Raw genomic sequence first — 12,501 nt, 5'->3', positions numbered from 1 at the left:
CTAATAAATTAAAATTAAGAGGAGAAATAAAGTATGCCTAAAAACATCGAAGATTATCCAATGATCCTAACAGCCGTACATTTATCTGAAATTTTAATGGTATCTAAGCCAACCGCTTATGAGTTAATGGAACAAAAATCATTTCCACTTATTAAATTAGGTCGCAGCAAACGCGTGCTCCGTGATGAATTTTTTAACTGGCTGACGCAGCAACAAGTGAGCAGCTTATAAAACCGGAAGTTCGTAGTGGTCATATCAATGAACTACTTACTTCCCTTACATAATTATTATCAAACATTTACGGTGGTTAGCATAATGAGAGGTAGCTCAAAAAAGAGAGGAAACTCTTGGACATATAGGAGATTTTGAGAAAAACTCGCTAACAGGTGAATGTAGACAAAAAATAAAAAGCAGATTCATACGCCAAAAAGATACACAAGCAATACTTTTCAAGCTGCAATCTGAAAACTAGAGGAAAAGAGCGGCTTATAGAACGGAAAGTAAGTGGTCAAACTGATACTAGACCACTTGCTTTCCATTGTTCTAACACGAACTATAATAGGATATGGGGGCAAGCAAAATGAAAGGCACTGTTAAACAAAGAGGAAATACTTGGACATATATTATGGATATAGGCCGAGACCCTATTACGGGTAAACGAAGGCAAAAAACAAAAGGCGGGTTCTCTCGAAAAAAAGATGCACAAGCTGCTCTTCGAAAGATTCAGACTGAACTTGATGAAGATCGATTTGTCGATCCGAGCAAAGAATCCTTTTCATCATATATGGAATTTTGGTTTAAGTCCCATTATCAAAAAAGGATTAAAGAAACAACAGCCTCAAGCAGAAAGTATTTAATGGATAAGCACTTAATACGAGAAAATCCTTTTGCCAACAAAATGCTTTCAAAAATTACGACCGAAGATATCGATGCTTTTTATAACCTCAAATTAGATGAGGAGTATAGTACAAGTACCATACGAAAATTACACCAGTTGTTAAATCAGGCCTTCGGTCAATCTGTAAAGTGGAAAAAGATTAGTTTCAATCCGGTGATCAATGCTGATCCACCCTCGGTGAAAAAAGAAGAAATGAAGATATGGTCCTTTGGTGAGATTGAATCGTTCCTTAATCAATGCAAGGGAGAACGACATTATCTAACCTTCTTAATCGCCATTTATACGGGTATGAGGAAAGGTGAGCTCCTTGGGTTAAAATGGAGCGATATTGACTTTGCAAAAAAAATCATCCGGATACAACGGTCCCTTTCTCACATCCCGAATAAAGGGTATCGTTTATCTACGCTGAAAACGAAAAAATCCAAACGGCAAGTTCCGATTCCTGATTTCCTGGTCAAGGCATTAAAGGCTCATAGGGACCGTCAAGAAACACAGAGAAAAAGGCTTGGGGAACATTATCAAGACCAAGACTTAGTCATTTGTACGGAGACCGGCACCTTTCAAGATCCACGGAACGTGTTACGTGTAATGAAGCGTGTCAGTGAAGCGGCAAACGTAACACCCATTCGGTTTCACGATATCCGGCACACCCACGCTTCAATCTTGATTTCTGAAGGGGTAGATATCGTCAAAGTACAAACTCGTTTAGGACATTCGAAACCTAGCATCACGTTAGAGCATTACGCCCATATGATGCCCAACCAAGATGATGAAGTGGCTGATATTTTCCACAACGCCCTTCAGAACTCTCGTTAGCAAAATGTGAGCAAATCACTATCGTTGATCTAAACGCATCAAGTAAGACAAAATAAAAAAAGACCCAAATCCTTGTTATATCAAGGATTTGAGCCTTTGTTAGTTGATGACCTGTGAGGGATTCGAACCCACGACCCCTTCCCTGTCAAGGAAGTGCTCTCCCACTGAGCTAACAAGTCGTATGTATAAGCTTGCGTGTGAATTACTTAAGTACATAATTTATTATAAGTTTTTTTGGTGAAAAGTCAACGCATTATATTAAAAAAGTTTTAATTTTATTTCATTTTTCACAAAAACGAACGAATGTTCCTTTTTCACTTGCATAAAAAACGTACGTTCGCATATAATGATAAAAACCAAGTAAGTTAGCAAAGGGGCGATCGGGAATGAAATATATCCTTCGCAAGCATATGGAAGAAAAGGTTCCTCTGGAAATCATTTATCTCTCGGAGCAAGGAAAGATTACACAACGGAAAATCCAGGTTCTAGAAATATATCCAGGCCATATTCATGCTTTCTGTTTTCTGAGGCAGACGAAACGGACGTTCAAAATGAATAATATCCTTTCTGCCCGCCTCATCAAGGCAAAATACGATCGATCCGGATGAGTCCGCATGACCCATAGGATTCATCCGATTAACTCTTCTTCTTCCTGGATGTCCTTTTCACGTTCTGTCAACGATTCTTCTTCATCCCTCAGGCGATGGGCCAATCTTGAGGCGGCACTCGCGGCAATGCTTGCAACGATATCATCCAGGAAGGTATGGACAACTCCTTCTTGCTTCTTATCGAGCTCGTGGATGACGCCTATTTTATTTTTATCCAAGTGGCCAAATGTCGTGACAGCAATGCTTCCGTATCCGAGGACTGCACCGAACGCGATGGTTTCATCGACGCCGAACAAGCCTTCATCGGATTCAACGATGGATTGAAGAGGTTCGGAAAGCTTCTTTTGCTCTGCCAGTTTATCAAGCTCCACACCGACTAGAATCGCATGCTGTATTTCCCTTTTCAATAAGACACGCTCGACGCTGCGGATGCATTCCTCCAATTCGAGATCGGCTTTGTATGGAATCTGCAATTCATAAACGATTTTCGCTATGGCTTCCACACTGACGCCGCGTTCCAATAAGAGGCGCTTAGCCGCCTTTGTTACTTCCCTGCTGTGTACGTGTACATCTGCCATTTAATTCCCCACCTTTTTTATAGTATGATGGATAGATATCCTTGTATTATAGCATTAAATTTTCTAAATTTTTAGAAAATATAAAGAAAATTTTTTATTCCAAATTCTTGGGACGGGAAAAACTCGCAAGGCTATGCTAAAATAACTAAGTAATAAGTATTTCATTATTAGTGATCATCGAGGTGCGGGAAATGAGTTTACGCAAAGGCACAATTAAAGAGTACATGTTTAAAAGTGAAGCGCTGGCGGAGGAATTGGAACTGCTTGTTTACTTGCCTGCTAATTATTCACCATTGTATAAATATTCGCTTGTAATCGCTCAGGATGGACGTGATTATTTTCAAATGGGCCGAATCGGCCGTGTAGCCGATGAATTATTGGGTAACGATGAAATCGAAAATATAATCGTTGTGGGCATTCCCTATAAAGATCGTTTTGACCGCAGAAGCAAATATCATCCAGACGGGGAACAGCACCTTGCATACATACGTTTCCTTGCCCATGAACTTGTCCCGTTTCTGGATGAAGAATTTCCGACCTATCAAATGGGACATGGCCGCGCCCTGATAGGCGACTCGCTTGGCGGTACTGTTTCATTATTGGCCGCCCTGAAGTATCCGCACACATTCGGGAAGTGCATCATGCAGTCGCCCCTGGCCAATGAAGCCGTGATGGAGGCTGTACGCAACTTTGAGGATCCGCATCTACTCGAACTTTATCATGTAATCGGGACTGATGAAATCGACGTACCAACGACTGATGGGAATCGGGCAAATTTCATAGAGCCCAACAGGAAATTGCATCAATTATTGAACCAAAAAGGATTTCCGTGCTTCTATGAAGAATTTGAAGGTAATCATACCTGGAAATATTGGCAGGCAGATTTAAAAAGAGCACTGCTGGAAATGTTCTAACCTGTAAAAGGTTTCTCCACAACATATCCAGCCACCATACAACCATTATAAATATCAGGAGGTTTTATTTATGAAATACGGTGTTGCCATTTTCCCTACAAAGAAACTTCAAGACTTAGCTAACTCCTATCGAAAGAGATATGATACGAAGTATGCGTTCATTCCACCGCACCTGACGCTTAAGTCAACGTTTGAAGCGACGGACATGGAAATTTCGGCGATTGCTGACCAAATAAAAGACATTGCCCAAAAGTGCAGGCCTTTTACGATGAATGTGACGAAAGCGAAGTCCTTCCAACCGGTAAGCAATACGATCTATTTCAAGGTGGAGCTATCCGAGGGGCTTCAGGAACTGCATGATGCGCTGAACGATGAGAGTTTCATAAAAAGTGAAAATGAATATGCTTTCGTGCCGCACATCACCATCGCCCAAGATTTATCCGATAATGAACATTCCGATGTTTTAGGTCAGCTAAGCATGCTTGATGTCAGCCATGAAGAAGAAGTGAAGCGGGTTCATCTGTTGTATCAGCTAGAGGACGGTGCCTGGACGGTATACGAAACATTTAGGTTAGGAGCTGAATAAAGCCGTGTTTGTAAAAATTGCCAAAAACAGCCAAGAGCGTGAAAAAGCGTATATGATTCGAAGGCAAGTATTCGTTCAAGAACAAAATGTGCCGATTGAAGAAGAAATCGATCAATACGAAGACGTTTCCACGCATTTCGTCTTATATAATGAGCAGGAACAGCCAGTCGGTGCAGGCCGCTTAAGGGACATCGACAACATCGGTAAAGTCCAACGCATCTGTGTCCTGGCAACAGGCAGGAAAAATGGGGCCGGTGCCATGATCATGAACGCAATCGAGGAATACGCCATCCAGCAGGGAATGCATCAATTGAAGCTTGATGCGCAAGTTCACGCCATACCGTTTTATTCCAAATTAGGATATGAGATTGTGTCCGATGAATTCATGGATGCTGGCATTCCTCATAAAACGATGATAAAAACTTTATCATGATACCAAAACGCTGTCCCTTCAGTCATCTGATGGACAGCGTTTTTTTATTTATTTCATCTTCCTTGATTATCGTTTTATAAAAAACCCTTTCCGTTCAATGGCAATCTCCGCAAAAATACATAGTCTATATATAGAAAGCAACAAGGAGGGATAATTTTATGGGTAACAATGAATTTAACCTGGAGGAGTCGCAAAAAAGATTAATGGAGCTACTTGTTTCAAGGACAATGAGAAAGCATGGTTTCAAAAAGGAGAAAGTTGATCTAACTGAAAAAGAGAGAAACAACTTAAAAGAAACCATTCGCTATTTACAGGAGCAATCGCAAATTCTCATAAACCAGGAAAAAAACATCACGGAACATGATGTTAATCCAGTTACGAATTCCATTCATAATAAATTCACGGATTCCAAAAAAAAATGATTGACCATATCAGCTAATCAAACCTTACTTGCTGGCGAGAATTAAATTAACCAAGACATAGCAGCACTTACACTTCATTCTGAAACTCCAGCTTCTTTATCATTCATCCCCACACATCGATACTTTTCCGAAATATTTAAAAAAATAGACGAATTAATTGATTTATTCGTCCAACCAGAATAATCATCGAAGCATATTTTAATAGGGAATAAAACCTAAGGAGGAAAAAACGACATGAACCAAAATGTATACCGTAGCAACTGTAACACACATGAAAGCTGTGACAGATCTTGGTCAGCTCTAGATTCTGCTTCCAACCACCCCCTGACAGGATTTTGTAACGGCAACGATGACACAAGGATTGACCAAGAGGCAAGACAGGATAATAATCAAGTTCAGCTTTCCGAAGAACTTATTTACATTAAAGATTCCTGTAATGTAAATGTCACTTCAACAGATGTTAAAGCTGCCCTTTCTCTTCAAGCTGCATTGCAAGCTGCAATTGCGGTCATCGTAAGCATTTCCATCGCAGATGCAGATAATGCCGAAAGAATCACTCAAGAATTGATCCAATCCTCTAATGTCAAACAAATCACGCGTCAAAAAACAATTGTTGAAAACAGCCGTGATATCGACATTACGACAACCGATGCACAAATCGCTCTTAACATCCAACTATTACTACAACTATTGTTAGCTCTAATCGTTGAAATAGACATCCTTTAAGAAATCAACACAAAAAGGACACTCACGTGTCCTCTTTTGTATTTCTTGGCATTCTAGACCATAACGTTTAAGTATACTCCCTTTCCCGTCATTGCAGCAGTCAGCTGGTTGCTGGCCTGCATGGCCAATTGCTTTTTATACGTGCCCGCTTCTGCCGTCCTTTCATGGGTACGCTGATGAACTTGACTGAATCCCTCAAAACTCCCCATTTCTTCCTCTAATACCTGAGTGAAACGGATGGGTTGAATGGGCGTCGTGCCTTTAACAATTCTTACTTTCTCTGCAGCTTCGACCGTCCTGTTGGCATATTGAATATAATCAAATTGTGTTACCGGCGCTATGTATCCCATGGTTTACCCTCCTTTTCATGTACGTATGCTGTCATTTAAATACCCGCCCAGGGTGAGAGGTAAACACCATTTCCACATTCTTTTTTCCTCATCTTCTGGTATGATGGGTATTGCCGATATTTTTAATAGATTAGAGGTATCCATTTATATGAATCAAGCAAAATCTGGCAATGAAATTGTACATATACATACCGTTTCAGCTGGTGAGCTGCAGACACTATTCGAAAAAGGGAAACGTGATCAGCTTTCTTGCATCGTTTGTCAAAAGCCCGTTAAATTATTCATTGGCATTCATGAAACGCCCTATTTTTATCATAGTGACCCATCGCAGGCACCCTGTGTAATGCCATATTCCGAACCAATGAATCAGGACAAGCCATTAGAATATATGGAACAGAATGGATTTAAGATCCCCAAGTCTCGAACCATAACCGAAACAAAAACCATTACGGAGCCTTTCCTTAGAAGCCGGCAGGTAACGGGAAATCCGCAATATTCATATAAAACCGCCTCCCTGGCACAATTAGAGGAACCATATTTCCAGGAATTATCCTCTTGCGGGGTCGTACTAGATGCAGAGCAGCTTAAAGCCGTAAAAACGATCGAAGGACCCATTCTCGTCCTTTCAGGAGCAGGCAGCGGGAAAACCCGGGTATTAACGGTCCGTACTGCCTACATGCTTACGGTGAAGAAAATCGATCCAAGAAGCATCATGCTCGTGACATTTACCGCAAAGTCAGCTAAGGAGATGCAGCAGCGTCTGCTCAGTTATCCTAATATGACGCCCTCCCTCGTTTCCCAAGTTGTGAGCGGGACCTTTCATAGCATTTTTTATAAAATCCTGATTTTTCACGAACCATCCAAATGGCAGCGCGATTTGCTATTGAAATGGGAATGGGAAAAAGAAAAGATCTTGAAACAGGCTGGTCGGGAAATGGAACTTGATGATAAGGAATTTGCATACGATCAAGCACTCCAGCAAATCGGGCTCTGGAAAAACTCATTGGCTTTCCCCGAAGATATTCAACCTGATGACGAGTGGGAGAAATCCTGTTTATTCTTATATAAGAGATATGAAGAGTATAAAAAGCAAACAGGAAAATATGACTTTGATGATATGCTTGTCGGCTGCTATGTCTTCTTAAAAAATCACCCCGATTTTTTAAAGAAATACCAGCAACGATTTCAGTATTTCTTGGTGGATGAATTTCAGGATATCAATAAAGTTCAATATGAATTGATAAAACTCCTTTCTTCCGAATCAAAAAATGTGTGTGCGGTTGGAGATGATGATCAATCGATCTATTCCTTCAGGGGGAGCGATCCGAAATACATCCTGAATTTCAATCATGACTTCCCTCGATCCCAAGTTGTAAAGCTAACCGAAAATTATCGCTCTTCCCATCAAATCGTCGCCACTGCGAATCGATTGATCAAGCGCAACCAGAATCGGATGGAGAAGCAAATGCGGGCACAGCATGATTCAGGAAATCCGCCCGTATTATTTTATCCATATGATGAGGAATTGGAAGCAACGATGATCGTTAATGATATTCAAGAAAAAATCGCCAAAGGAGCAAATCCCGGGGACTTTGCCGTATTATACAGGACACACACAATGTCCAGGGCCATATTTGAAAGACTGGCCGCTTCCAACCTGCCATTTGTAATCGAGAAAGATGCAGATTCCTTTTATCAGCGCAGGGTCATACGCGGCATGCTGGCCTTCATGCGCTTAAGTTTGTTTCCTCATGATAGCAAGGCAGCAGCGGATGTTCTTTCCTCATTATTTTTAAGGCAAAGCATTTTGCAGGAATTAAAAGCACAAACCATATTGCAGGACTGTGATTATATCGATGCATTTGCTTACATCAAGACAGGTCATGCTTTCCAAGAAAAAAAATTAAAAACGATTCCAGGGCAAATCCGTTCTTTAAAGATTATGTCGCCACTGGTTGCTTTGGAAATCATCGAAAAGGACTTGGGCTACCAGGATTATGTTAAAAAACGGGGCAACGAAGCGAATCTGGAAAAAGGCTCCGATGACATTCGTGACCTAAAGGTGGCAGCCAACCGTTTTCCCACAGTCGCCGCTTTCCTTGAGCATGTCGACCATATGACAGCCATGGTCCAAGAAATTAAACAGCTCTCGAAACATTTCAAGGATGCCATACAGCTTACCACCGTACACCGTTCCAAAGGGCTTGAATATAAGACCGTATATGTACTTGCTGCAGTCGATGGCAGCATTCCACATGATTTCGCACTTGAATCCTATCGAAAAGGGGAGCTTGCCCCTCTTGAGGAGGAACGACGACTGCTTTATGTTGCAGCGACAAGAGCCAAAACGGATCTTTACCTTTCCATCCTGCAAACAAGACGCGGACGGACCGCACATCCATCACGCTTCCTCAAGCTCTGACCTTACCTTGTTTTCATGGCAGAAGGCAGGATTCAGCCATATGAAAAAGGCCTGCATCTATAGCAGGCCTTGATTCATTATTTTTTATTTATCATATTGGAAATCGTCCCAAAGTCGAGTTTATTGCCTTCAGCTACGATGGAATGGACGATTTTGTCTTCCGTTTCCTTATTGACCGGTTTGTTCGCTATTTTTGAAACGCGTTTAATGACATTCCTGACGGTTGTTTCATCTTTGAAGTTGGCCCCTTGTAGAGAGTTTGCCAATTCTAATACATCTTTCATATTCACGCCCGTTTTACCTTCTATGTTTTTAAAAAAGTTATTATCCATACCTAAGCCCCTCCCTTTTCTGTACCTATCCTATGGTTTAAACAGAAAATGGTGCAAGGCCGATAAAATAAAAAGAAATGGAATAGGCTTCTTCTGCCTATTCCATTTACTTTAGCAGAAAGAAGCCCCTACAATGATCAATAGGATAAACAACACAACGATTATCGCGAACGTAGAACCGCCACCACCGTAGCCTCCGCCATAACTGCCGCCATATCCATAACCGCTGTTGCCACAGCAACCGTAGCCACCGAAACCAAACATACTATATCACCTCGCTTTCGCTAAAAGCTTACTGATAACATATGTAGGTCTGGACAATATGTATAGGCCATGTCCTAGTCCAGGCTGCCCATTTCCGATCCTATCCCTTTGGCCTGAAAACCAAAGCCCCGATAAATCCGAAGATGATGGCTGCCGAGATACCGGAGCTCGTGATTTCAAACATTCCTGTTAGTACGCCGACGATGCCATGTTTTTCGGATTCCATCATCGCACCGTTCACAAGGGAATTCCCAAATGAAACGATCGGTATCGTTGCTCCTGCGCCTGCAAAGTCAACAAGCGGTTCATATAAGTCAAACCCGCCAAGAACCGCCCCTATTACAACGAACAAACTTAGCGTATGTGCTGGTGTCAGCTTAGCAACATCAAAAAGAAGCTGGCCGACTACACAAATCAATCCACCGATGACAAAGGCCCAAAAAAACATCGCTAACATCCAAATCTCTCCTTTTTCATGAATTCATCCCATACTCGATGGATACCGCATGAGCAATGCACGGAATCGTTTCCTTTTGCTGGACCGATAATGGCGACAATAATGCCCCAGTAGCAACCAGCAGGATTTTTTTATAATGACCTGAAATCATTTGATTGAGGATATGTCCATATAAAACCACCGCTGAACATCCTGCGCCGCTGCCACCCGCTAAAACGGGCTGGTCCTTTTTAAAAATCATCAAGCCGCAATCTTTGAATTTCTCCTGATTGATTTGACATCCTTTTTGCTTTAACAAATCCATGGCGGTCTCCCTGCCTATTTGCCCTAAATCACCCGTAATGATCAAATCATAATCCTCCGGGCCCAATCCCGTATCTTGGAAATGGGCAAGGATCGTATCGACGGCAGCCGGGGCCATCGCTCCACCCATATTGAACGGATCCTTCAGCCCCATGTCAATCACCTTGCCGATCGTGGCAGAAACGACTTGGGGGTATTCGCCTTGCCTGCTTCCACTCGGGGCGACCAACGCCACACCTGCCCCTGTTATCGTCCACTGTGCGGTAGGAGGCTTTTGACCACCATACTCAGTTGGATAGCGGAATTGCTTTTCAACGGCTGCATTGTGGCTCGAGGCCCCTGTCAGCACGTAATTCGCCCCGCCATAATTTGTGATGAAGGCAGCCAATGCAAGCCCCTCCATTGAAGTGGAGCACGCCCCAAACAACCCGAAGTAGGGGATGCCATGCGTTCTTGCCGCAAAACTTGTTGGGGTAATCTGGTTGATTAAATCACCCGCCAAGAAAAACTGCACCTGCTCCTTTTCTATTTCTCCTTTTTCCAATGCAAGTTCCACGGCCTTCTCCATCAAATGGCGATGGGCCTTCTCATACGAATCCTGCTCCATCCACAAATCCCCGTACAAAATATCGAAGTCGCCCGCGATTTCGCCATTTGCTTCAAACGGCCCGCCTGTTACTCCTGTTTCCAAAATGACTGGTTTATTGGCGAACATCCATGTTTGTTTTCCTTTTAACACCGTTTAGCCCCCGATCATCAAATAAATCGTTTTAATCAACGCCACGACAAAGGCTGAAAATACACCAAATAAAATGACCGAGCCTGCCAATTTGAACATATTCGATCCGACCCCTAACACAAACCCCTCGGTCCTATGTTCAATGGCCGCTGAAATGACTGCATTACCAAACCCGGTAACCGGGACTGCACTTCCTGCCCCAGCGAACTGCCCAATGCGATCGTAGAAGCCGAAGCCTGTCATCAATAGGGCCAGGAATACCATGGTCGCAGTGGTTGGACTTCCAGCTGTCTGTTCCGTAAAGTTGAAAAAGTAAATATAAAAGTAAGAAATCGCTTGTCCCACCATGCAGAAGATCCCTCCTACCAAAAAAGCCTTCAAACAATTCTTCACTATCGGTCTTTTAATTTCATGCTTTCCTTGAAGCTGTTTATATGCATCCTGTTGGGGACTCGTTTTCTCCTTGCCGCTCATCATTCTGAACCTCGCTTTCTAAATCAATTCTTTTTGAAGTTCTTCAATTTCCTTGAACTTCTTCCGTGCCTTTTTCTCAGGAACGTCTTCTTTCTTAAGGAACTCATTCAACCTTAAAGATTCCAAAAAGATTTTATAATCACTCGATACGATGAAATCATACTTCGGGAATCTTTCCTCCAGGTGTTGGGTCACATTCTTTTCAATCTTCTTCATATGGAAACGTTGTAAATGTTTGACTTTATAAGCGACGATAATCTTTTTTTCATTTTTCACCACGATAACGTCATAAATCGTATCTTCATTAGCTACCGATTCCTTCACCTTTGAGATCAGGCCTTTTTCATCTTCTTCATCCATCCCATTGATGATATCCATCGGCTTTGGATTCGTCCGTTTAATCAGAGCCAGATTCTCCGTTTTCCCGTCTCCTTGACTGCTGCAGGCTGTCAGCAAACACAAAGCAACCAAAAGGAGCATCCAGCTGCGATATACATATTTTCTTTTCCTGAACAAAAGAATCACATCCTAATTAATCGTTCTATTAGTATTTTCTTATTTAATGGTTTTTTTATGAATGGTAGGATTAGGAAATAAAAAAAAACCTTCCCTAAACGGAAAGGTTTTTCTACTCAGTAATAGCCTTTATTTTTATTATTATTACAGCCACAGTCTTTCTTGATTTTGATTGGCTGATCCTTTTTCACCGGTTTGGCATAAGTCCATGGGCTCTGCTTCTTATTCAAGTTATGACGCCTCCTTTAAAGTCTATAACTTACTATATGAATGAAGAGACAAGTTGTTTCCAATCAAATGTCCATAATTTTACTGATTATGACCTCAATGATCGCTCCTACGGCCGCTACGGCAAGAATCAACACCACTATGTCCCCTATGAACCAACTTTGCAGGTGCAGGAATACCAAAAAAAGGCTGACCCAGACACCCACGCACCAAAAACAGCTAAGCAACTGCCCTCCCCAGCCAAGTAATCCCTTTTCTTTGGGTAGCAAATATATTTCCACTTCGCCTTCTTCATTCTTTTCCTCTATTTCGTTAAAAAATGGGCGGCGCAGCGGCTCCATGATTTTATCGAATACAATCAATCGAGTCAGCCTGAAGGAGGCCAATCCTAATAATACAAACAAGGTGAACTCATTTTGCGGGAGAAACATTGTC

The 12,501-nt window shown here is 42.0% G+C and carries 18 protein-coding genes and 1 tRNA gene; 9 read left to right on the top strand and 10 right to left on the bottom strand.

Going from position 1 to position 12,501, the window contains the following annotated elements; genetic code table 11:
• Window positions 1-33: 33 nt before the first annotated feature.
• Both CVN76_RS27640 and CVN76_RS27635 read left to right on the top strand, forming a co-directional pair.
• A complete protein-coding gene (locus CVN76_RS27640; RefSeq protein ID WP_100533856.1) occupies window positions 34-231 on the top strand; it encodes a helix-turn-helix domain-containing protein in 198 nt (65 codons plus the stop codon).
• A 349-nt stretch (window positions 232-580) separates the two neighbouring features.
• On the top strand, window positions 581-1,714 hold the full coding sequence (locus CVN76_RS27635) for a site-specific integrase (protein WP_100533855.1): 1,134 nt from the start codon (window positions 581-583) through the stop codon (window positions 1,712-1,714).
• A gap of 107 nt (window positions 1,715-1,821) precedes the next feature.
• Here the strand turns inward: CVN76_RS27635 and CVN76_RS27630 are convergent.
• Window positions 1,822-1,893, bottom strand: a tRNA-Val gene (locus CVN76_RS27630).
• 207 nt (window positions 1,894-2,100) lie between these two features.
• Here CVN76_RS27630 and CVN76_RS27625 point away from each other — a divergent pair.
• On the top strand, window positions 2,101-2,322 hold the full coding sequence (locus CVN76_RS27625) for a hypothetical protein (RefSeq protein ID WP_061143419.1): 222 nt from the start codon (window positions 2,101-2,103) through the stop codon (window positions 2,320-2,322).
• Window positions 2,323-2,342: 20 nt separating this feature from the next.
• Here the strand turns inward: CVN76_RS27625 and CVN76_RS27620 are convergent, their stop codons facing one another.
• Entirely contained in the window at window positions 2,343-2,900 is a 558-nt protein-coding gene (locus tag CVN76_RS27620) for a phosphatidylglycerophosphatase A family protein (protein ID WP_100533854.1), read from the bottom strand.
• Between the two features lie 191 nt (window positions 2,901-3,091).
• Between CVN76_RS27620 and CVN76_RS27615 the strand changes: the two genes are divergently transcribed.
• From CVN76_RS27615 to CVN76_RS27595, 5 genes are all read left to right on the top strand, one after another.
• Window positions 3,092-3,814, top strand: a complete 723-nt coding sequence (locus CVN76_RS27615; protein ID WP_100533853.1) for an alpha/beta hydrolase — start codon at window positions 3,092-3,094, stop codon at window positions 3,812-3,814.
• A 70-nt stretch (window positions 3,815-3,884) separates the two neighbouring features.
• On the top strand, window positions 3,885-4,400 hold the full coding sequence (locus CVN76_RS27610) for a YjcG family protein (RefSeq protein ID WP_100533852.1): 516 nt from the start codon (window positions 3,885-3,887) through the stop codon (window positions 4,398-4,400).
• Between the two features lie 4 nt (window positions 4,401-4,404).
• Window positions 4,405-4,833 carry a GNAT family N-acetyltransferase gene (locus CVN76_RS27605; RefSeq protein WP_100533851.1) on the top strand — a complete coding sequence of 143 codons (429 nt, stop codon included), beginning with the start codon at window positions 4,405-4,407 and terminating at the stop codon, window positions 4,831-4,833.
• A 158-nt stretch (window positions 4,834-4,991) separates the two neighbouring features.
• Entirely contained in the window at window positions 4,992-5,255 is a 264-nt protein-coding gene (locus tag CVN76_RS27600; protein WP_061143414.1) for a hypothetical protein, read from the top strand.
• A 234-nt stretch (window positions 5,256-5,489) separates the two neighbouring features.
• The gene (locus CVN76_RS27595; RefSeq protein ID WP_061143413.1) at window positions 5,490-5,981 is read left to right on the top strand and encodes a spore coat protein; all 492 of its coding nucleotides are present in this window, start codon (window positions 5,490-5,492) and stop codon (window positions 5,979-5,981) included.
• A gap of 53 nt (window positions 5,982-6,034) precedes the next feature.
• Here CVN76_RS27595 and CVN76_RS27590 read toward each other — a convergent pair whose 3' ends face one another.
• Complete coding sequence (locus CVN76_RS27590; protein WP_100533850.1) at window positions 6,035-6,331, bottom strand: hypothetical protein; 297 nt, start codon at window positions 6,329-6,331, stop codon at window positions 6,035-6,037.
• A gap of 148 nt (window positions 6,332-6,479) precedes the next feature.
• Here CVN76_RS27590 and CVN76_RS27585 point away from each other — a divergent pair, with 148 nt between their 5' ends.
• A complete protein-coding gene (locus CVN76_RS27585) occupies window positions 6,480-8,753 on the top strand; it encodes an ATP-dependent helicase (RefSeq protein WP_100533849.1) in 2,274 nt (757 codons plus the stop codon).
• 77 nt (window positions 8,754-8,830) lie between these two features.
• Here CVN76_RS27585 and CVN76_RS27580 read toward each other — a convergent pair whose 3' ends face one another.
• From CVN76_RS27580 to CVN76_RS27550, 7 genes are all read right to left on the bottom strand, one after another.
• Entirely contained in the window at window positions 8,831-9,085 is a 255-nt protein-coding gene (locus tag CVN76_RS27580) for a stage VI sporulation protein F (RefSeq protein ID WP_034314458.1), read from the bottom strand.
• A 111-nt stretch (window positions 9,086-9,196) separates the two neighbouring features.
• A complete protein-coding gene (locus CVN76_RS27575) occupies window positions 9,197-9,349 on the bottom strand; it encodes a YjcZ family sporulation protein (protein WP_081092502.1) in 153 nt (50 codons plus the stop codon).
• A 100-nt stretch (window positions 9,350-9,449) separates the two neighbouring features.
• On the bottom strand, window positions 9,450-9,806 hold the full coding sequence (spoVAE, locus tag CVN76_RS27570) for a stage V sporulation protein AE (protein ID WP_061143410.1): 357 nt from the start codon (window positions 9,804-9,806) through the stop codon (window positions 9,450-9,452).
• A gap of 16 nt (window positions 9,807-9,822) precedes the next feature.
• A complete protein-coding gene (gene spoVAD / locus CVN76_RS27565; RefSeq protein WP_100533848.1) occupies window positions 9,823-10,848 on the bottom strand; it encodes a stage V sporulation protein AD in 1,026 nt (341 codons plus the stop codon).
• 3 nt (window positions 10,849-10,851) lie between these two features.
• On the bottom strand, window positions 10,852-11,322 hold the full coding sequence (gene spoVAC / locus CVN76_RS27560; RefSeq protein WP_100534212.1) for a stage V sporulation protein AC: 471 nt from the start codon (window positions 11,320-11,322) through the stop codon (window positions 10,852-10,854).
• Between the two features lie 18 nt (window positions 11,323-11,340).
• The gene (locus CVN76_RS27555; RefSeq protein WP_232732491.1) at window positions 11,341-11,838 is read right to left on the bottom strand and encodes a YhcN/YlaJ family sporulation lipoprotein; all 498 of its coding nucleotides are present in this window, start codon (window positions 11,836-11,838) and stop codon (window positions 11,341-11,343) included.
• 293 nt (window positions 11,839-12,131) lie between these two features.
• A complete protein-coding gene (locus CVN76_RS27550) occupies window positions 12,132-12,497 on the bottom strand; it encodes a DUF1360 domain-containing protein (RefSeq protein ID WP_100533847.1) in 366 nt (121 codons plus the stop codon).
• Between the last annotated feature and the right edge of the window lie 4 nt (window positions 12,498-12,501).

Source organism: Bacillus sp. mrc49 (assembly GCF_002803435.1).
Note: the sequence above shows the minus strand (reverse complement) of the source record. Positions and strands in the feature narration are given on the sequence as shown.